Annotated in this window: 16 protein-coding genes; 10 read left to right on the top strand and 6 right to left on the bottom strand. The window is 64.1% G+C overall.

The window, feature by feature from the left end:
- Positions 1-203 precede the first annotated feature (203 nt).
- The 7 genes from ASF65_RS15280 to otnI all read left to right on the top strand — a co-directional run bounded on the left by ASF65_RS15280 (position 204) and on the right by otnI (position 7,398).
- Positions 204-1,517 carry an MFS transporter gene (locus tag ASF65_RS15280; RefSeq protein WP_055890846.1) on the top strand — a complete coding sequence of 438 codons (1,314 nt, stop codon included), beginning with the start codon at positions 204-206 and terminating at the stop codon, positions 1,515-1,517.
- A 120-nt stretch (positions 1,518-1,637) separates the two neighbouring features.
- Complete coding sequence (locus ASF65_RS15275) at positions 1,638-2,804, top strand: acyl-CoA dehydrogenase family protein (RefSeq protein WP_055890844.1); 1,167 nt, start codon at positions 1,638-1,640, stop codon at positions 2,802-2,804.
- Positions 2,804-3,640, top strand: a complete 837-nt coding sequence (locus tag ASF65_RS15270) for a MaoC family dehydratase N-terminal domain-containing protein (RefSeq protein WP_055890841.1) — start codon at positions 2,804-2,806, stop codon at positions 3,638-3,640. The genes ASF65_RS15275 and ASF65_RS15270 overlap by 1 nt, the downstream gene beginning before the upstream one ends.
- A gap of 71 nt (positions 3,641-3,711) precedes the next feature.
- Entirely contained in the window at positions 3,712-4,686 is a 975-nt protein-coding gene (gene ltnD / locus ASF65_RS15265; protein ID WP_348271181.1) for an L-threonate dehydrogenase, read from the top strand.
- A complete protein-coding gene (gene otnK, locus ASF65_RS15260; RefSeq protein WP_055890835.1) occupies positions 4,687-5,955 on the top strand; it encodes a 3-oxo-tetronate kinase in 1,269 nt (422 codons plus the stop codon).
- The gene (otnC, locus tag ASF65_RS15255) at positions 5,952-6,602 is read left to right on the top strand and encodes a 3-oxo-tetronate 4-phosphate decarboxylase (protein WP_055890833.1); all 651 of its coding nucleotides are present in this window, start codon (positions 5,952-5,954) and stop codon (positions 6,600-6,602) included. The genes otnK and otnC overlap by 4 nt, the downstream gene beginning before the upstream one ends.
- A gap of 19 nt (positions 6,603-6,621) precedes the next feature.
- Positions 6,622-7,398, top strand: coding sequence for a 2-oxo-tetronate isomerase (gene otnI, locus ASF65_RS15250; RefSeq protein WP_055890830.1), 777 nt, complete (start codon positions 6,622-6,624; stop codon positions 7,396-7,398).
- 4 nt (positions 7,399-7,402) lie between these two features.
- Here the strand turns inward: otnI and ASF65_RS15245 are convergent, their stop codons facing one another.
- Positions 7,403-8,158, bottom strand: a complete 756-nt coding sequence (locus ASF65_RS15245) for an SDR family oxidoreductase (protein WP_055890828.1) — start codon at positions 8,156-8,158, stop codon at positions 7,403-7,405.
- 64 nt (positions 8,159-8,222) lie between these two features.
- Entirely contained in the window at positions 8,223-9,371 is a 1,149-nt protein-coding gene (locus ASF65_RS15240; protein ID WP_055890826.1) for a CaiB/BaiF CoA-transferase family protein, read from the bottom strand.
- Between the two features lie 218 nt (positions 9,372-9,589).
- Between ASF65_RS15240 and ASF65_RS15235 the strand changes: the two genes are divergently transcribed.
- Positions 9,590-10,417 (top strand): CoA ester lyase, encoded by an 828-nt coding sequence (locus tag ASF65_RS15235; RefSeq protein ID WP_055890823.1) that lies wholly within the window; start codon positions 9,590-9,592, stop codon positions 10,415-10,417.
- Positions 10,417-11,952, top strand: coding sequence for a fumarate hydratase (locus tag ASF65_RS15230; protein ID WP_055890820.1), 1,536 nt, complete (start codon positions 10,417-10,419; stop codon positions 11,950-11,952). Before ASF65_RS15235 ends, ASF65_RS15230 begins: the two co-directional genes overlap by 1 nt.
- A gap of 162 nt (positions 11,953-12,114) precedes the next feature.
- Here ASF65_RS15230 and ASF65_RS21010 read toward each other — a convergent pair whose 3' ends face one another.
- From ASF65_RS21010 to ASF65_RS15220, 4 genes are all read right to left on the bottom strand, one after another.
- Positions 12,115-13,938, bottom strand: a complete 1,824-nt coding sequence (locus ASF65_RS21010) for a TniQ family protein (RefSeq protein WP_082505684.1) — start codon at positions 13,936-13,938, stop codon at positions 12,115-12,117.
- Complete coding sequence (locus ASF65_RS21005) at positions 13,938-14,933, bottom strand: TniB family NTP-binding protein (RefSeq protein ID WP_244486758.1); 996 nt, start codon at positions 14,931-14,933, stop codon at positions 13,938-13,940. Before ASF65_RS21005 ends, ASF65_RS21010 begins: the two co-directional genes overlap by 1 nt.
- A gap of 61 nt (positions 14,934-14,994) precedes the next feature.
- On the bottom strand, positions 14,995-17,262 hold the full coding sequence (locus tag ASF65_RS21000) for a DDE-type integrase/transposase/recombinase (protein WP_156369336.1): 2,268 nt from the start codon (positions 17,260-17,262) through the stop codon (positions 14,995-14,997).
- Positions 17,259-17,828, bottom strand: coding sequence for a TnsA endonuclease N-terminal domain-containing protein (locus ASF65_RS15220; RefSeq protein ID WP_055890813.1), 570 nt, complete (start codon positions 17,826-17,828; stop codon positions 17,259-17,261). Before ASF65_RS15220 ends, ASF65_RS21000 begins: the two co-directional genes overlap by 4 nt.
- A 1,643-nt stretch (positions 17,829-19,471) precedes the next feature.
- Between ASF65_RS15220 and ASF65_RS15215 the strand changes: the two genes are divergently transcribed.
- Positions 19,472-19,765: a hypothetical protein gene (locus ASF65_RS15215; RefSeq protein ID WP_055890810.1), complete on the top strand. Its 294-nt coding sequence runs from the start codon at positions 19,472-19,474 to the stop codon at positions 19,763-19,765.
- Positions 19,766-20,554 lie beyond the last annotated feature (789 nt).

Raw genomic sequence — 20,554 nt, 5'->3', positions numbered from 1 at the left:
GGCCGGAGGCCGGGGCAACTCGTCGGACATATCGAGCGGGCCTGTGCATAACGTCCCGCAGCCGTCGCGATCGCCGCCCCTGGCGGTTGCCGATGCGGTCGGGGCCGGGCGACAACCTCGCCTGGCCCGCGCGTTGCGGGAGGGGACGGCCGCCAAGGCGGCGCCGGCCCGCGCGCATCGTCGAGCCGGGGGGACTGAAGCGCATGCCGGGCACCATCACCGTCGACGAGGGACTGCGCGCAGCCGGTCTCGGGCGCTTCCAGTTTCGACTGTTCGGCGTGTTCGGCCTCGTCTGGGCCGCCGACGCTATGCAGGTGCTGGCGATCGGCTTCACTGCGCCGTCGATCGCCGCAAGCTTCGGCCTCGGTGTGCCGCAGGCCCTGCAGACCGGGACGCTGTTCTTCGTCGGCATGCTGGTCGGCGCCTTCGTCTTCGGACGGCTGGCGGATCGTTTCGGCCGCCGCCCGGTGCTGATCGCCTCGGTCCTGATCGACGCCGTGTTCGGCATCGCCTCCGCCTTCGCGCCGGATTTCGCCTGGCTCCTCGTGCTGCGCTTCCTGACCGGGGTCGGCGTCGGCGGCACGCTGCCGGTGGACTACACGATGCTGGCCGAGTTCCTGCCGTCCGACCGGCGCGGCCGGTGGCTGGTGCTTCTGGAGTCCTTCTGGGCCGTCGGCACCATTCTCCTCGCCCTCGTTTCCCTCTATGCCGGAAGCCTCGGGGGCGAGGCCTGGCGCACGATCTTCCTGTGCACCGGCCTGCCCGCCCTGATCGGCTTGGCCTTGCGCTTCTTCGTGCCGGAAACGCCGGTCTATCTCGCCAGATCGGGTCGCGGCGAGGAGGCCCGCCGCGTGCTCCAGCGGGTCGCCGACATCAACGGCTCGCGGGTGACGATCGGCGTGCTCGAGCCGGAGACGCGCGCGAAGGCCCCGATCTCCGACCTGTTCTCGGCGGCGCTGCGCCGGCGCACCGTCTTGGTGCTGGCGGCCTGGGCGCTGGTTTCGATCTCCTACTACGGCGTCTTCGTCTACCTGCCCGTGCGGCTGGCGGGCGAGGGCTTCGGTTTCCTGCGCGGGCCGGAATTCCTGGTTCTGATCGCCCTGGTCCAGCTCCCCGGTTACGCGCTCGCCGCCTACGGCGTGGAGCGCTGGGGCCGGCGGCCGACGCTGATCGGCTTTCTGCTTCTGAGCGCCGCCGGCTCGATGCTGTTCAGTCTCGGGGCGGCCCCGGCGCTCGTCGTCGGCTCGACGCTGCTCCTGTCCTTCGCGCTGCTCGGCACTTGGGGCGCGATCTACGCCTTCACGCCGGAAATCTATCCGACGTCGCTGCGGGCGACCGGCATGGGCACGGCCGGCGCCATGGCGCGGTTCGGCGGACTGCTCGCGCCCTCGATCGTCGCGCCGCTGATGGCGGCGAACTTCACGGGGGCGCTTGGGCTCCTCTCCGGGTTCCTGATCCTCGCGGCCGCGGCGATCCGCATGGTCGACGTCGAGCCGCGCGGCAGGAGCCTGGACTAGGCACGCCACGGCTCGGCCGTGCGGCCATCGCTTCGGCCTATGGCCGTCAGGCGCGATCCCTCTTTGCCAAAGGGGGCGCTGCGCCCGACATAAATGGGTGATCCTCACGACGGAGCGCCCATGGACACCCTGTCGACCCCCGACCCGCACGGCGACATCCGCGAGGCGGTACGCGCTCTCTGTGCCGCGTTCCCGCCGGAGTACCACCGCAAGGTGGACGAGGCGCGCGCCTATCCGGAAGCCTTCGTCGAGGCGCTGACGGAGGCCGGCTGGCTGGCCGCGCTGATCCCGGAGGAATACGGCGGCTCCGGCCTCGGGCTGACGGAGGCTTCCGTCATCATGGAGGAGATCAACCGTTCGGGCGGCAATTCCGGCGCCTGCCACGGCCAGATGTACAACATGACGACGCTGGTGCGGCACGGGTCGGATGAGCAGCGCCGCACCTATCTGCCGAAGATCGCGAGCGGCGAGCTGCGGCTTCAGTCGATGGGCGTCACCGAGCCGACCGCCGGCACCGACACGACGAAGATCAAGACCACCGCCGTCCGCCGGGGCGATCGCTGGATGATCAACGGCCAGAAGGTCTGGATCAGCCGTGTGCAGCATTCCGACCTGATGATTCTCCTCGCGCGCACCACGCCGATCGACCGGGTCGCGAAGAAGTCGGACGGCCTGTCGATCTTCCTCGTCGATCTGCGCGAGGCGATCGGGCGAGGTCTCGCCGTCCAGCCGATCCGCAACATGGTCAACCACGAGACCAACGAGCTCTTCTTCGACGATCTCGAGATTCCCGCCGAGAACCTGATCGGCGAGGAGGGCCAGGGCTTCCGCTACATCCTGACCGGGCTCAACGCCGAGCGCGCGCTGATCGCCGCCGAGTGCATCGGCGACGGCTACTGGTTCGTCGACAAGGTCACGGCCTATGCCAAGGAGCGCGTCGTGTTCGGTCGCCCGATCGGCCAGAACCAGGGCGTCCAGTTCCCGATCGCCGAAAGCTTCATCGAGCTGAAGGCGGCCGACCTCATGCGGTACGAGGCCTGCCGGCTCTACGACGCCGGCCGGCCGTGCGGGGCCGAGGCCAACATGGCGAAATACCTGGCAGCCAAGGCCAGCTGGGAGGCGGCCAACGCGTGCATCCAGTTCCATGGCGGCTTCGGCTTTGCGGCGGAATACGACGTGGAGCGCAAGTTCCGCGAGACGCGGCTCTATCAGGTTGCCCCGATCTCGACCAACCTCATCCTCTCCTATGTCGCCGAGCACATGCTCGACCTGCCGCGGTCGTTCTGATGCCCGGCGATCTCGATCATCTGCGCGCGTGGATCGGGCGGGAGGAGCGGCGCGAGGACTGGCTGACGCCCGATCTTGCCGCGAAGTTCCACGCGATGCTGGCGCTGCCGGGTGCGCCCCCTGCCGAGGGAGCACCCGCCCCGCCGATGATCCATCTGTGCCTCGCGCAGCCGGCTTTGCCACCCGACGCTCTCGGCCGCGACGGACATCCGCAGCTCGGCACCTTCCTGCCGCCGGTGCCGCTGCCGCGCCGCATGTGGGCCGGGGGAGACCTGCGGTTCCATGCGCCGCTGCTGGTCGGCGAGCGCGTGACGCGCGTCTCGCGCATCGCCGGCGTCACCCCGAAGGTCGGCCGCACCGGGCCGCTCTGCTTCGTCGAGGTCGAGCACGAAATCCGGGCCGGCGACGACACGCGCGTCGCCGAGACGCAGACCCTCGTTTATCGCGGCGACGACGCGCCCGCGCCGCCGGCCGCCGAACCGGCGCCCGAGGGCGAGACGATCCGCGACGTCGAGACCTCGCCGACGCTTCTCTTCCGCTACTCCGCGCTCACCTTCAACGGGCACCGCATCCATTACGACCGGCGCTACGCCCGCGAGGTCGAGCACTATCCGGGCCTCGTGGTCCACGGTCCGATGCAGGCGACGCTTCTCTGTCTTCTGGCCGCCGAGATCGCGGGCCGCACGCCCCGGCGCTTCCGCTTCCGCAGCCTGTCGACGATTTTCGACGGCGACGGGCTGCGCCTCCATGCCCGGCGCGCGGAGGCCGGTGTCTCGCTCTGGACCTCGCGCCCCGGCGGGCCGGTCGCGATGTCGGCGGAGGCCGAGTTCGCCTGACGCGTCCGTGAGAGGTCCGGAAACCGGACCTCTCGCCAGAGCCCTACCGATCGGCTTAAGCTGCCGGGGCAGTGTGTCGACCGATTCGCTTGGGCGGCGCCTCGTTTCTCGAGGGGAGGAGGACCCAAGGGATGACCACGCAACCGATCCGCGCCGGCGTCGTCGGGCTCGGCTCCATGGGGCTCGGCATCGCCGCGTCGCTGGTGCGCGCCGGCATCGAGACCTGGGGCTTCGATCCCAATCCTGCCGCGGGCGCGGCCTTCGCGGACAATGGCGGCCATGTCGCCGCATCCCCGGCCGAGGTCGGCGCGAAGGCGGACATCCTCTTCTGCGTCGTCGTCAATGCGGCGCAGGCGGAAGCCGCACTCCTCGGAGACGCCGGCGCGGTGGGCGCCATGGCGCCCGGCTCGGTCGTCGTCCAGTGTGCGACCTGTGCTCCCGATGCCGTGCGCGCGCTGGCCCGGCCGATCCTCGACACCGGGCTCCTCTTCATCGACGGACCGATCTCGGGCGGCGCCGCCAAGGCCGCGACGGGCGAGATCACGGTCATGGCGTCCGGCGACCCGGCGGCCTTCGCGAAGGCCCGGCCTGCCTTCGATGCCGTGGCGGCCCGGGTGTTCGATCTCGGGCCCGAGATCGGCGCGGGCTCCCAGGTCAAGCTCGTGAACCAGCTTCTGGCGGGCGTCCACATCGCGGCCGCCGCCGAGGCGATGGCCTACGGCATTTCGGGCGGCTGCGATCCGAAGGCACTTTTCGACGTGATCACCGCGAGCGCCGGCAATTCCTGGATGTTCGAGAACCGGGTGCCCCACATCCTCGACGACGACTACGTTCCGCGCTCGGCGGTCGACATCTTCGTCAAGGACCTCGGGCTCGTCCACGGCAGCGCCCATGCGCGCAAGTTCCCGCTGCCCCTGACGGCGCAGGCGCTGCAGATGTTCACGCAGGCCTCCGCCATGGGCCTCGGGCGCGAGGACGACGCGGCCGTAGTGAAGATCTTCCCCGGCGTCGCGCTGCCGTCGCGCGGCGGCAAGGGGCCGGCCTGAATGGCGCCGCCGCTTCTTGGCTGCATCGCCGACGATTTCACCGGCGCGACCGATCTCGCCAGCCAGCTCGTTTCCGCCGGCATGCGCGTCGTACAGACGATCGGCGTGCCGGACGGGCCGCTCGACACGCAATGCGACGCCGTGGTCGTCTCGCTGAAGTCGCGCACGGTCGAGCCGACGCAAGCCGTCCGCCAGTCGCTGGAAGCGCTGGCGTGGCTGCGCGGGGAGGGCGCCGTGCGCTTCTTCTTCAAGTACTGCTCGACCTTCGATTCGACGCCGGAGGGCAATATCGGGCCGGTGACGGATGCGCTCCTCGACGCGCTCGGGCAGGACTTCACGCTCGCCGTCCCCTCGCTGCCGGCCAACCGCCGCACCGTCTACAACGGCTACCTCTTCGCGGGCGACGTGCTCCTCAACGAGAGCGGCATGCAGGATCACCCGCTCACCCCGATGCGCGACGCCTTCCTGCCGCGCGTCCTCGCCCCGCAGACGCGGCGCACGGTCGGCCTCGTCAGCCATCATGCGCTGGTCAAGGGCGCGGCGGGCGTGCGCGCGCGGATCGCGGAGCTGCGCCGCGAGGGCGTCGGCATCGCCGTCTGCGATACGCTCGACCACAACGATCTCGTCTCCATCGCCGAGGGCTCGAGCGACCTTCCGCTCGTCACCGGCGGTTCCGGCCTCGGTCTCACGATCCCCGCGACCTTTCCGGGCTTCTCGCCACGCGGCGACGCCGCCCGGCTCGATCCCGTCGGCGGCCGCGCGCTGGTCGTCGCCGGCAGCTGCTCGCGCGCGACGCTTGGCCAGGTCGAGCACGCCAAGGCGCACATGCCGGCGATGGCGGTCGACGTCGACGCGCTGTTTTCGGACGCACAAGGCCACATCGACGCGCTGGTGGCGTTCGCCGCCGACCGAGGCAGCGAGGGTCCGGTGCTGATCCACGCCAGCATGCCGCCCGAGCGCCTGCGCGCAGTGCAGGAGCGGTATGGCGTCGCGCAGTCGGGCGAGCGCGTGGAGCATGCGCTTGCGACCGTCGCCCATCGGCTGGTCGAGGCAGGCGGCGTGCGCCGGATCCTCGTCGCCGGTGGCGAGACGTCCGGCGCGGTGGTGAGCGCGCTCGGCGTGGCGAACCTTCGCATCGGCCCGACGATCGATCCCGGCGTGCCCTGGACGCAGAGCGTCGGCACGCCCGAACCGCTCGCGCTGGCGCTGAAGTCCGGCAATTTCGGCGGGCCCGATATCATGACGCGCGCCTTCGAGCGCCTCGCATGACGATGGCGCCCATGGAGACCGCGTTGCGCGAGGAGATGGCGCGGATCGGGGCGGAGTTCCGCGCGCTCGGCCTTGCGCCCGGAACGTCCGGCAATCTCAGCGCGCGCCTCGACGACGGCTGGCTGATGACGCCGACCAATGTCGCGCTCGGCGACCTCGTGCCGGAGCGCATCTCCAAGCTCGACTGGGACGGCAACCATCTGGCCGGCGACAAGCCGACAAAGGAGGCGGTCCTCCACCGCGCGTTCTACGAGAATCGGCCGGGCACCGGCGCCGTGGTCCATCTCCATGCGCCCCACGCCGTCGCCCTGTCCTGCCTCGACGGGCTGGACGCGGAGAGCTGCATCCCGGCGATCACCCCCTACTTCGTGATGCGCGTCGGGCGGCTGCCGCTCCTGCCCTACTTCCGGCCGGGCGACCCGGCGATGGGCGAGGCGGTGGCGCGGGTGGCGGACACGCGCTCCAGCGTGCTTCTGGCCAATCACGGCCCCGTCGTGTCCGGCCCGACCCTTTCCGCCGCCAAGGCCGCGATGGAGGAACTCGAGGAGACGGCGCGCCTCGCGCTTCTCCTCCACGGACGCCCGGTGCGCCTTCTCGGCGAGGACGAGATCCAGCCGCTGCGCGAGACGTTCGGCGCCATCTGGTAGCGATCGGAGGACACCACCCATGCCGCGCTTTGCCGCCAACCTCACCATGATGTTCAACGAGGTGCCGTTCCTCGACCGCTTCGCCGAGGCGGCGCGCGCGGGCTTTGCCGGCGTCGAGTTCCTGTTTCCCTACGAATGGAAGGCCGAGGCGATCGCCGAGCGGCTGCGTGCGAACGCGCTGACGCAGGCCCTTTTCAACATGCCGCCGGGCGACTGGGCGGCCGGCGAGCGCGGCATCGCCTGCCTACCAGGCCGCGAGGCGGAGTTCACGGAAGGCGTCGAGACGGCGGTGCGCTACGCGCGGGCGCTCGGCTGCGAGCGGATCCATGCCATGGCCGGGCTCCTGCCGGCCGGCACCGAGCGCGGACACGCGCTCCACCTCTACCGCCGCAACATCGCGGCCGCCGCGCGCCGCCTGGCCGATGACGGCCTGACGCTCGTGATCGAGCCGATCAACACGCGCGACATGCCGGGCTATCTTCTCAACCATCAGCGCGAGGCGCACGCCCTCGTCGCCGAGATCGGCGAGCCCAACCTCAAGGTCCAGATGGACTTCTACCATGCTCAGATCATGGACGGAGACCTGTGGCGCCTGTTCGAGGCCAATCAGGGCACGGTCGGGCACATCCAGATCGCCTCCGTTCCCGACCGCCATGAACCGGACGAGGGCGAGGTGAACTACCCCTGGCTCTTCGAAAAGCTCGACGAAGCTGGCTACGACGGCTGGGTCGGCTGCGAGTACCGGCCGCGGGGCGACACGCGTGCCGGCCTCGGCTGGTTCACGCCGCAGCGCTGACCGGTCAGATCGTCCGTCCGCCGTCGACCTCGAGGATGACGCCCGTCACGAAGCGGGCCTCGTCGGAGGCGAGATAGAGGCAGGCGCCCGCAATGTCGTCGGGCTCCGACAGGCGGCCGAGCGGGATCGTCGCGATGAACTTCGCGCGGTTCTCCGGCGTGTCGGGCAGGCCCATGAAGCTTTCGAGCAGCGCAGTCGCGCCCATCACCGGGGCGATGGCGTTGACGCGGATGCCGCGTGGGGCGAGCTCCACCGCCAGCGAGCGGCTGAGCATGTTCACGGCGCCCTTCGAGCCGTTGTACCAGGTGAGGCCGGGGCGCGGGCGCAGGCCCGCGGTCGATCCGATGTTGAGGATGACGCCCGACCCCTGAGCCGAGAAGACCGGCAGGCTCGCCTGCACCGAGTGGTAGATCGACTTGACGTTGATGGCGTAGACCCGGTCGAACTCGTCCTCCGTGACCTCCTCCAGCGGCTTGTTGCGATGGGTCCAGCCGGCATTGTTGACGAGGATGTCGAGCTGGCCGCCGTGCCGCGCGGCCTCGGCCACCGCCCGCTCGAAGTCCTCGCGCCGCGTCACGTCGCCCTTGAGGCTCACGGCCGCCGCGCCGATCTCGCCCGCGACGCGCCGCCCGCCGTCCTCGTCGAGGTCCATGATCACGATGCGCGCGCCCTCGCGTGCGAAGGCCTTGGCGATCGCCGCGCCGAACCCCGATGCCGCGCCCGTCACCAGCGCCGATTTCCCGTCCAGCCGTCCCGTCATGTCGTGCGATCCTCCCAAATCATGGCAGAGCATATGGCGGAAGGCCCGACCGCGGCGAGCCCGCTCAGGCCGCGTCCTCCACACGGCCGGCGGGGGCGAATTCGCGGCGCAGCGCCTCGGTCTGCTGCCCGAGCGCCGGAACCGCACGGAACGCCGGATCCTGCCCGTCGAAGCGCGCGCCGGGCGCGAGATAGGCCACCGGGCCGGCCGGCGTCTCGACCGTCACGAAGCGGTTCTGCGGGTGGTCGGCAAGATCCTGCATCGAGCTGACGCGGCCATAGGCGATGCGCGCCTTTTCCAGCCGCTCGATCATCTCCGGCCGGTCCGCCATGGCGAAGGCACCCGTGACGATCGCATCGAGCTTCTCGCGGTTGGCGACGCGCCGGGAGTTGTCGGAAAACAGCGGTTCGCCCGCGAGATCCGGCACCAACAGGACGTCGCGGCACAGATTGGCCCATTCCCGCTCGTTCTGGATCGAGAACAGGACGGAGGCCCCGTCGCGGCAGGCATAGGCACCGTAGGGCGCGATGGTCGGGTGGTTGAGCCCCGAGCGCGCCGGCTCCTTGCCGCCGTAGACGTATTGCAGGTACGGCACGTTCATCCAGTCGGCGAGCGCGTGGAAGAGCGAGACGTCGATGTGCCGGCCTTCGCCGGTCTTCGCCCGGCCGATCAGCGCCTGCAGCACCGCCTGGAAGGCCGTCATGCCGGCGGCGATGTCGCAGACCGACACGCCGACGCGCGCCATGCCGTGCTCGTTGCCGGTGATGTTCGACAGGCCGCTCTCCGCCTGCACGAGGAGATCGTAGGCCTTGAGGTCGCGATAGGGGCCCTCGTCGCCGTAGCCCGAGATCGAGCAGGTGATGAGGCGCGGGTTGCGGCGGCGGAGCTCGGCGGGCGCGAAGCCGAGCTTGTCGATCGCGCCGGGCGCCAGGTTCTGGACGAAGATGTCGGCCGCATCGATCATGCGGGCGAGCACCGCCTTGTCGGCCTCCGACTTCAGGTCGAGGCAGACCGATTCCTTGCCCCGGTTGAGCCAGACGAAATAGGCGCTTTCGCCCTTCACCAGATGGTCGTAGCCGCGGGCGAAATCGCCCTCCGGCCGCTCCACCTTGATGACGCGCGCACCCGCGTCCGCCAGCCGGCTCGACAGGTAGGGGGCCGCGACCGCCTGTTCGACGGAGACGACGACAAGACCCTCGAGATCGGTGTTCATCGGCTCGGATCCTCGCTTCTCGGATGCCGGCAGTTAAGAACGGTGCCGGCGCACCCCGCCAATAGCGATGCGCGAGACGCTCCATAACCCGTCGATATGGGCGCCGGCGCCGCATAGGGACCCCCTATGACGGCCAGCGCGAAAGCCTATTTCCCGTGACGCGGCCACAGATCCGACAACCCTCGGGTCCGTGGTTCCGACGAGACAGGGAAGATCCCATGCCCTCCACGATCAGCGACGCCGCGCTGTTCCTCTTCGTGCCGGGCGACCGCCCGGAGCGTTTCGCAAAGGCCTTTTCGGCCGGCGCCGACGCGGTGATCCTCGATCTCGAGGACGCCGTCGCGCCGGACGCCAAGGCGCGCGCCCGCGCGGCGATCGAGGCTGCCGCGTCCGAGATCGCGAGCGCGCCCTGCGCCGTTCTCCTGCGCATCAACGCAGTGGCCGAACCTGCGCACGCGGCGGACCTCGCCCTCGCTGCAAGGATCGACGTGGCAGGCGTGATGCTGGCAAAGGCGGAGTGCGCGGCCGATGTCGAGCGGGTCGCCGAGGCGTCGGGCCGGCCCGTGGTGGCGCTGGTCGAGAGCGCGCTCGGGCTCGGCGAGATCCGGGAGATCGCGAACGTCGCCGCGCGCCTTGCCTTTGGAACCTTCGACTATGCCGCCGATCTCGGCTGCCGGCCGACGCGCGAGGCGCTGGCCTCCGCCCGCCACGAGTTCGTGCTCGCGAGCCGCCTCAAGTCTCGTCCGGCCCCGATCGACGGGGTGACGGCGGCGACGCGCGACGAAGCCCTGATCGAGGCCGACGCGGCCTATGCCGCCGACCTCGGCTTTTCCGCCAAGCTCCTGATCCATCCCGCCCAGGTTCCGCCGGCCGCGCGCGGGTTCGCGCCGGGCGCCGAGGCGGTCGCCTGGGCGGGGCGGGTTCTCGACGCCGGGCAGGGCGGGGGCGCCGTGTCGCTCGACGGCGAGATGGTGGACGCGCCGGTGATCCTGCGCGCACAGGCGATTTTGGCGGCCGCCGCGCGGGCGGGCCGGGGAGGACGATGATGAATTCGCAAGGCGCCCCGATCCGCGAGGCGGACCTCGTTTCCTCCGTCGCCGACGCGCTGCAATACATCGCGGTGTTCCACCCGCCGAGCTTCGTCCGAAGCCTCACGAGCGCCTATGAGCGCGAGGAGAGCCCGGCAGCGCGCGACGCAATCCGCCAGATCCTGATCAACTCGCGCATGGCGGCCTTCGGCCGGCGCCCGATCTGCCAGGACACGGGCACGGTCAACGTCTTCGTCAAGCTCGGCATCGGCGCGCGTATCGAGACGACGCGCCCGCTCACCGACGTCATCAACGAGGGCGTCGCGCGCGCCTACACCGACCCCGACAATCCGCTCCGCGCCTCGATCGTCCGTGATCCGCTGTTCGGCCGAACGAACACCGGCGACAACACGCCGGCCGTCGTCCATTTCGATGTTGTGGCCGGTGAAGCGCTGACGATCACGGTCGCCGCCAAGGGCGGCGGTTCGGAGAACAAGGCGAAGTTCGCCAACCTCGCGCCCGCGGCCTCCGTGTCGGACTGGGTGGTCGAGACGGTCGAGACGCTCGGCGCCGGCTGGTGCCCGCCGGGGCTGCTCGGGATCGGCGTCGGCGGCACGGCCGAGAAGGCGATGATGATGGCGAAGGAAGCCCTTCTCGAGCCGATCGACATGGCCGAACTCCTCCGCCGAGGCCCGTCCTCGCCGATCGAGGAGATGCGGCTCGAGATCTACGAGCGCGTCAACGCGCTCGGCATCGGGGCGCAGGGGCTCGGCGGCCTGACGACGGTCGTCGACGTGAAGATCCGCTCGCATCCCTGCCATGCGGCCTCCAAGCCCGTCGGCTTGATCCCACAATGCGCCGCCGACCGGCATCTCACCTTTACCCTCGACGGCTCGGGGCCGGCCCGGCTGGTGCCGCCGGACCTCTCCCTCTGGCCCGAGCTCGACATGGGCGAGCAGAGCGCGGGCGCGCGGCGCATCGATCTCGGCCGCCTGACGCGCGAGGAGGTGGCGACCTGGCGGGCCGGCGAGACGCTGCTCCTGTCGGGGCGGATGCTGACCGGGCGCGACGCCGCCCACAAGCGGATAGTCGACATGATCCGCCGCGGCGAGCCGCTGCCGGTGGATCTCAAAGACCGCGCGATCTACTATGTCGGGCCGGTCGACCCGGTGCGCGAGGAGGTCGTCGGACCGGCGGGGCCGACCACGGCCACGCGCATGGACGGCTTCACCGATCTCGTGCTCGACGCCACCGGCCTTCTCGTGATGATCGGCAAAGCCGAACGGGGACCCGCCGCGATCGAGAGCATCCGTCGCCACGGCGCGGCCTACCTCATCGCCGTCGGCGGCGCCGCCTATCTCGTCTCGAAGGCCGTGAAGGCGGCGCGGGTCCTCGCCTTCGCCGATCTCGGCATGGAGGCGATCCACGAATTCGTTGTGGAGGACATGCCGGTCACCGTGGCGGTCGATGCCGAGGGCACGTCGATCCACCGCACCGGCCCCTCGCAGTGGCGCCGCCCGGCGGTGACCGTCAAAGGCTCGGTGCCGGCCTGACGCGGCGGGTTCTCGTTGTAGCGAGCCCAAGAATTCTGCATCGAACGGCATTGAAAACAAAGGGTTTTCACACTGCTTGGCAGTTCAGGATTTGCATCAATGAGCGCGGAAGATTGTCATGGCCTAGGGGGGCTCTGGATACCAGCTCGCACGCTCCGAATGTTACAGGCCGAACCGCCACCGCAAATAGAAATTTGCGCCGCATACGCCTCGCGTAATGTCCGGCTTGATCCCCTTCCGCTCCAGCTCTCGGATCATCGCACTACTGTGCTGATGATGTAATGATGCAGCTGCACTCGCCGTGATATATTTCGCATCGAATTCAATCAACGACGATTCAGATATGAAAACTATTTTAGCCGTGGCGCTGCCAAGTCGAATTTCCTCTAGAAACCCAAGAAGGACTAGGCCCTTCAAGGCAATGTATGAAACACCCAAGCGCTGACACGCTTGTCGGATAGTTACTCCGAACCAATTGACACCCGTCAATTTCTGGAAGAATTCCTTTTCACATAACCTCAGCGAGGCGAGTCCCGTTATGCCTGGGATATATGAGATGGATTTCAGGCGCCTCGATAGTATCAATTTAACAACTGTATCGAGGCCGCAGCGATATTTTCTGGCAGCTTCATTTAGCGTAATCCCATCCGCAACACTCGATGACGCAGATGCTGCGTCACGTAGTGCGTCCAGAAGGGTCGAAGCAGATCCGGGATCAAATTTCCTCTTCGATTGCTTTCTATTGCCCCGGTGAACTGTTCCCAACAACCCAGCTTCCGCGAGACGCCAGACCCCACCATTCGGTATTCCAAGAGCGTCGCGGACCTGCTCCATCGAACAGAGTGCTTTATGCTTTGCCCGTATCAGATCGACAGCGTGGTCAGTCAAAGCTCCATGCTCATTGAACGGCAACTGTGCCTCAGAAGCGAATGTGGCAACCGTCTGAGGAGATAGGCTCAAGATTTCCGCTACTTCACAGATCTTATACGGCTTCTTGCCTTCCGATTTACAGCCTGTTCGGGGTTTTGAGGCAGCAGGACTTGGCGTTCTACGGTTCTGTTTGATAAATTCTGCGACCTCTTCACGAAACACGCTGAAGCTGGTCGTCTCGTAACCGCGGCGCTCAAGTATACTCGTAAGATAGGTACCCAAAATCTTGTGTACCTCGATAGCCGTAACTGCTCCACGGTGCTCTGAAAACGAAGTGGTAAGAAATTCCGGAATCGATCGCCGAGATGGTTTGAGTAGCTGGAAGCCAGCATCCCGTATAGTGCGGCTCTCCCTGCCCGCGATGCTCGCTTCCGCCTGATGGCCTCTCCTCTCGTAAGTCAGCCGACCAAATGTGCTGCATAATCGCACCACCTCTGAGAACGGGATCGTATCTAGCCAAGTCCCAAACTCGGCTCCGTTTAAACGTCCTGTCATATAGTTCTCGAACTCGGTTGGCTCCTGCGGCACAGGACTGCGGGCTCCAGACTGGAGTTGATAGGCTGCATCCCATCCGAAAACCACGAAGCTTCGCTGATCGTATCTGGTACGCGCTAGCAAGAACCGCTCCAGCCGATAGTTATGAATGTTGCAGGTCTCGATCCCCCGGAAGTGCCAAGCTATGCGTAGCCAAACATTGTCGTACGGAGTGCGTCGCGCAGGGCCGTTGATCAAATCGTCGTTAACGCAGCCCGGACAGAGGGCCACCTCGTCTGTCCGAAGCATGTTCGAAATCACGTGGCAACGCCGCAGTTCGAACGACCGAGGGCCAACTTCTCGGATTGCATTGGCTACTGCCAACGCTGGATCCGAGCCGACACATTCCGCTAACCGGGTAAGCTGCTCAGGGCAGCCTTTCCGTAGATCCTTTAAGTCAAGGCCCAGGTCAAAACAGAAGCTCGCGACGGATGGGCAGCCGCTAACGGCTGCGGATCGATCAAGAAAACTGGCTTGGGTCAACTCGGTGTTCTGTTGGCGAACACGCGCGAGGAGAGGCATCAACGCCTCCTACGCAGCGTAACAGAAGGATCATCTACGAGCTTCGGTATGATCGCGGTCGTATCGATCCGTTCCCAGTCCGGTGCTTCGAAGACATTCAGCCCCGGGTGGCAGCTGGTTCGTCGAAAGTAAGCGTCGGCGAAATGGCACGCCCCGAGTTCGGTCGCGCCGACGGCTTGTGCAAGCGCGATGGCGTGCCAGGCCAGTTCGAAGGATAAGCCGAACTGCTGATTGGCTGCATGAACCAAGCGACCGATCAGATCTCGATCGGGGGAAAAAACTAACCCCAGGTCCTTCGCCCTCAGGTGAAGCGCATGGGCAATGACCTTATGTTCTTGAGGCCGAACCCGAGAGAGCCCTACTTGCTGTGCGCGGCGCGCCAGCGCGTCATCGTGCTCCAGCAGCTGTAGCGTGGGCTCCAAGCCAGAGACGATCAACGAGAAGGGTGGTTCCTCCTCCATCAAGCTTCGCAAGCACGCCGCGATTTTCTGGGCCGAACGTCGTGCTCGAAATGCGTCCTGTCCAACAGTCATGTTCGCAGCATCATCAATGTGTATGAGCACAACACCCAGGCGCTCGGACTGTGCGAGGAAGCGCTGACGCAGGACTTCGGTCGATCGCGCAGCCATGGAGGGGTAGTCCATGCACTGAAGTAGGCGTCCGTATATGGCGTTCAGACTAGGCTGATCTGGTGCGTTGATGGACAGGATTGGCCGACGGGGTTCCCCTTCGTCGACAGGACGAAGCGCTGAGAACGACAGAATTGCCCGCCGAAGCGTGACGGTCTTTCCGGAACCTGCATCTCCTACGCAAAAGAGCGCTCGGCCCGCGACGCGGTTCGAGCTATCGAGGCTCTGACTAGAGTCCCTACGCGTGGCAGTCCTCCGCAGCAACTCACCGACATGTTCGCGCAATCGATGAAGGCGGTCGGTTTCGATGAATGTAGCGTTGGATGTTTCGTCAGCGTGGATACGATCCCATTCCGTTTCGCTCATGGCGGCGGTTATGGCGCGCATTGTTCCTGACCGGGAATGTTCGTTGCCCGTGCTTGCTTCGTCAGTCGCCATTTTCGAGGAACCAATCCGAGTCGTCATCGCCAACTGAGTTATTGCTTGCACCCACTCGCGCTGGTTCTGACGGCTGCCGGTGGTTATGGGTGGCTACAGTTCGGCCCATGCTGGGGATGAACTCTCCTACGGCGAGTAGGTCTTGGTCTGAGAGGTTACCGCTCGAGGGTGGAGCATATGGTGTTGACCAGCCGATACGGAGAGTGCCTTCGTCCCGACGGATCTCCTCGTCAGATGGGCGGATGGCGCCAAGTCCAGCATCAATGATCGCGGACCGACTTGTATGTTGGATGCGTTCAATCGCGGCAAAAACGGTTGCGCTACTGACAGCAGCCTCGGCCTTGTAACGACGCCTCATGTCATTCTGCATCGCCCGCCATGTTATCAATGGGACGCCTTGAAGGCGGTTTTCAGGAGATACAAGAGTCTGCCACTTTCCATTAAATAAACCAGAGATATGATTGATATCATTATGGTCGACAGCGATCATGATCTGATTATCGCCGCTGGTCAGGCGAAATTGTTGCAATTCAGATGAGTTGTATGGTATGTTGGAGAAGTGAACTCCTTCTCCGGAGACTTTTCTTTCATAAATGGTGCCGAGGTTGGCGCGCATGCAGTCGCCATTTGGTGGAAAAGGGAACTCGTAGCTTTTTATCGCATCGCGCCATGCCATTTCCGGCGTTCTTCCATGCAGCCCTTCATGCGGTGTGGAATGGTAGATATCAACAACAAATCGAATTAGAGCGTTGTTGAAATCGACAACCGTCAAGGATGCTCTTCGTTCAGGGTTGTAAGAACCCGCAACAACAGTATTACTGAAAGTACGACCAGTAAAAAATGGCAGAAAGACCTGGTCGAGCGTCCTGTTGAATCGCTCAAGGGTCGAGCGTAGCTTTGGTTGTTTGGCTGGTCCCCAGCTGTGGGTTATACCTAAACCCATTGCAGCAATCTGATATGTCTTTCCAAAGGAAGATCCGGCATCTGAGAATATCTCCATAATACCGGTGTGTGGTCCCCATTCGTTTCCAGCACCTACGGCACGAGCGACAGCGCTTTTATCCGACATCGCCATCCGAAGCGCATTCTTTGCATTATCGGAAGATGCTGTTTCGGCGACTGATAAGCCGAGAATGTAGCGAGTTGCACAATCGATCACGATTGCTACTACAATGCGGACCGTCTCAACCTCTTGACCACGGTAGTGTTCGAGTTCGGACCGGGGGACAGGTCTGCCTTTGATAAGGTGGACATGAGCGGTCCACTCGTCCGTCTCTACACGTTGAAGTGGAAGCCAGGCGCCAGCCCCGCCCGAAGACATAGCGAATTTGGTTGCGGCAGTTTCCTGCCCATGACGTGTGCGTACGAGAGTGAAAGCTGGAACCTGTTTCGCTCGTGTCTTGAACGCTGAGTAGCTCGGCACCGTCAGGGATGGACTGCCATCCCGCACTCGCTCGATGTTCGCTATCCTCAGGGCGCTTGTCACTAACCGATGACAATGACGGATCGACGGACGCTTCTCCGTAAGGAACTCATCTTTGATGATCCTCGCAATCATCACTTCGACCACAGGATCAAGGTTCGGCTTGCTACCGCAATTGCCGTATCCGTCGCAAAGCCCCACCGGGTCGCCGCCGCTCTTCTCAAAGCGACCAACCCAGGACGCTAACGTACGACCGCTCACCGGTTCTCGGGCCTGTAACCTGTTCTGCCGCTCGATCGGTGGGCGCCGCGAGTCATGTCGGCGCACGCCCTTCCGCGAGCCTTTCGGTCTCGCAAGGTCTTGAGCTTCTGCTACAGCTCTCGCGTCGCTAGCACGAGCGTCGGCCTCTTCCTTATCGGCTTCGAATTCTTCATTTTGCAGTTGAGCGGCAATGAGGGTAGCGGCTTTCTGGAATCCTAGCGCACTGCGTGTCACCTCGCCCTGCCGTTCGAGACCCAGAAATGCGTTCACCGTACGGAGGCGATGGAGAAAATCGTCCTGTCGTTTCGGTGAGATCTGACTGAGCAGCGTGCTTCGAGCTTGCTGCCGGTGTTGAGCGCCTGCAAACGAAAAATGATCGGCGTCGCGGACTAGCGCGCCGGTAGCATGCAGGTCGGCTACATCTTTATGCGAAAAGCGTATGTGGTGGTCGGGAGCCGCGTCCTTACACAGAACGTGGCCGTCGCTGTCAGTCGAAACCGGTCGGTAGTGCTCTCCGTTGATCGATAGTCGATCGAGCGGACCCATGCGATACCGCAGCGTGCTAGGGTTCACGGGGTCCCTCCAGTCGCGTCATCGATGGGCATGGCGCGGACGAGTGTGTCGAGGGACAGGGGGACGCTTTCAACTCTTTCGAGAACGCCCTCGGCGATCAAGCGAACAACTGCTCGGAACCCACTCGTGGGTCGCTTCAGTCGGGCGCCTAGATCGCGGATCGATATTGGACTTGCCAAACCGCGTGCTACGTCAGTCAACGCGCGGTACGCGTCGTAGTCCGCATCCCGCTTCACGGAGGCGAAGAGCAATGCGTCCGTAACGATAGCCCGCGGTGTCGACGTTTCCGTCAGGAGGATCACGCCACTAGCATATGACGGGGACATCTGATCCGCGATGCAAGCGATCTCATTCCGAAGCTTCTCGGTAACCCGGACGCTCGCTTTGACCTCTACCGCAATCTGTTCGCCGCTGGTGAGCGTCACCAGAAAATCGACTGTGCGTTGGCGCGGCTTACCCTCGCTGTCGACGTAGGTGATCGGTGTCGGTTGCTCTTGGATCTTGGCAACATCCGGACGGGCTTTGAGAACGAGCCTGATCCTATGCTCGGCCGCACTTTCGAGCATTACTTCCCTGCCTTCGTCTTGGAGAAAGACGCGCGCGGAAGCTGAGCTTTTTGCGCGAACCCCGCGTGATGCACTGCTCGGTTTAAGGGGCACCCATGCATCGGCAATCGCGGCATCGGCTGTGGACGTTATCTGGCTCACATCGAGGTTCCTGCATTCGACTGGGGTTTGGGATCCTCCGATACCCACGGAGGTTTCAACCGCGTCATATCCAATATGTGTCAATGATACGTTTTTTCTGGTATTGCACAACCGGCACATATCGTGAACAATGATGCCGTATCGGAGAGGTGAAATGGATCGAGTGCGTGAACTGACTGGCCGTATTCAGGTCACCTGGCATCCCCTCAGCGCTGCCGAGGTTGAGCGGGCGTCAGGCTTCACAGCCGAACTTCAGAGGCTTTGGCGAAGCCGGGGGGTGCTGCCGAAGAAGTCCGGCACGCGAGTAAGCTATACAGCGCACGATGCGGCTCGGTTCTGCCTTGCGAAGATCCTGCGCTCTCGAGGAACCTCTCAAACAGAAGCATTGGAGTTGGCCGATAGATACCAATCATTGCTGTTGCATCATGCAATGATGAATGCGGATGGTGTTGTGGAGTTTACGGGATCCCCTCAGACGTCAGAAGACGTATATCAAAGACTCGAGGCTGATGAGGTATTGCTTCGAGAGATATCGGGCTGGGACGGTGATGAGGGTGGAACTCTGTTGATCTCGTCGGACGGGTGCGCGTTCACTCTCCAGCCTCATCCTCCCAGTTGGACAGACATTGGAAGCCCTTGCGAGGTCTTGACCATAAACTTGGTGACTCTGTCGGTGAGGTTCGCCAACGCATTAGGTAGACCGCTCGTTTTGCTCCAGGAGAACCCAGGTGAAGCCGTTGCGGGGCCAGTCATTCGTCGCGTGTTCAGTCGCGGAATGCCAAATTCGAAAGTCGCAAAGCCCGGCGTGCACTCAAAAGTGCTGTAAGCGATCGATAATTCTACCGAAGCAATGTGTCCTCAAGACGCTGGGCGGAGAGGCGATTGATGGCCGCCCGATGCTCAGTGCTATCTGACGGTAGGTTTACGCAGATGGTGCGTTATGTAATTCAAGACCAGCCCGATACCCATATTCATTAAGGTAGACAACAAGTCGCTTATAATTTTTCACTCTGGTCGCAATGTCATTCTAGATGACATCGAGTCATTTATAAAAACATTGACTCCAGTAAGTATGGGTGAAATCCTTGGATGATGGTCGCCTCGGTGACTGGTTCGTCGCCAATCTTAAAAGGCCGCTTCGGTAGGAATGATGTTGATGTGCAAGAGGTCTGGAGAAGGTAATAACACAGCGGACTTCAATCTGAGGGAGGATAAGCTCGCTGAACTCACCTTGGGTGATGCTCTGCGCATTAAGACCAGCGCCCGAAAACTCGCCGAAGTGCGCAGTGCTCTTCGGGATTTAGAACGGAAAGGGGCGGATTTGTCCGTTGTCCAGCAGCTTGCTTCCAATCCTCGCCATGCAGCCTTGGCTAGTGAACATCATCGTTTGTTCGAGGAAGTCGGAAGATTTATCGAGATTCGAGATTCACCGGAATCATAGAATTCTAATACGTCATGCCGTGTAAAAATAGAGATATTTAATCATCTAGTAAGGGTCGATCATGTTCGAAGAGCATACCTGGTATCGTGAGAGGTTCGATGGCCGTGTCCAGGAGGCGCTGGATCTCGTTAAAGGTCGGGTACTCTTCTTAGAGGAGTCCGATGGCACGCGAACACATGTGCTCGTCCCCTACATCGGCTGGCTAGCTATGCAGCATCTGCAGGTTCCCAAGGAAGAGCGAGAAGAACGAGAGATCATGATGCGCCTGCACGACGGATCGCGCGAACTGCTTATTTACATCGGCACACCCCCGGAGGCGGTGACGTCAGCTCTACGCGCCTTCCACCATGAGTAGGGCGGCCGTTGATGTCTTCCATCGCTCCGAACCTAAATGATATCGCATTCTGGGGTGCTTTAAAGAATGCCGTTCGTGAGTCGGTGGATCCACATATCTCCGAACTCGACGACCGACTGCTATCATTTCTAACATTCAGCATTCTGTGTGGTTTGGAAGAGCGGCGTATCGGCGTTGTGCCGATGGCACCGACAGGGATCATGCTTGTGGCGTCTATGAGCGCGTTGAGGCGACGTAAGCTCCCGAACCAATGGCTGTCGACTAAGGCTAAGCACCGAATACGGCTACGAGACGCCATTGATGCCGTGCCGGATTGGAGGGCGGCGTTTCGTGCCGAGCGTGACGCAAGATCACGCAACCTCAGTCCGTCCGAATCATAGTCAGCACTGCAGTACCAACATGGTCCACTTCAGAAACGACGTTGACGCATCGGTACGGGTGCGTGGGTCGTGGCATACACAAGTGCTCGGCCGAGGAAGCGTCCATGTTCCGTTCCAGGGCATTGGCGACAGTCAAACCGAGCCCTCCCTTCTAGGCATAGGTCCAAGTGCCGACGAAAAGCTTGCGGCATTGGAATGCCTGCATGCATCTGGGGATTACCGTGTGCTGCGGAAAGTGCAGCTTCCACAACCAAATCCTTCAGCTTCAAGGTTCCCAGGCCAGTCAGTGGTCGCGATAGCCGATGTGGAAATGCGCGGCGACAAACAGGATGAGACTGGGCGTCAATCAGGATGAGACGGACGGCGCGGGCCGCATCGTAGGGAGGGCGTAGCCCGACCGGAGGTGTGG

The sequence above is a fragment of the Aureimonas sp. Leaf324 genome (assembly GCF_001423245.1).
Taxonomy (GTDB): domain Bacteria; phylum Pseudomonadota; class Alphaproteobacteria; order Rhizobiales; family Rhizobiaceae; genus Aureimonas.
The sequence above is the reverse complement of the archived record's forward strand: the minus strand, read 5'-3'. Positions and strand labels throughout refer to the sequence as shown.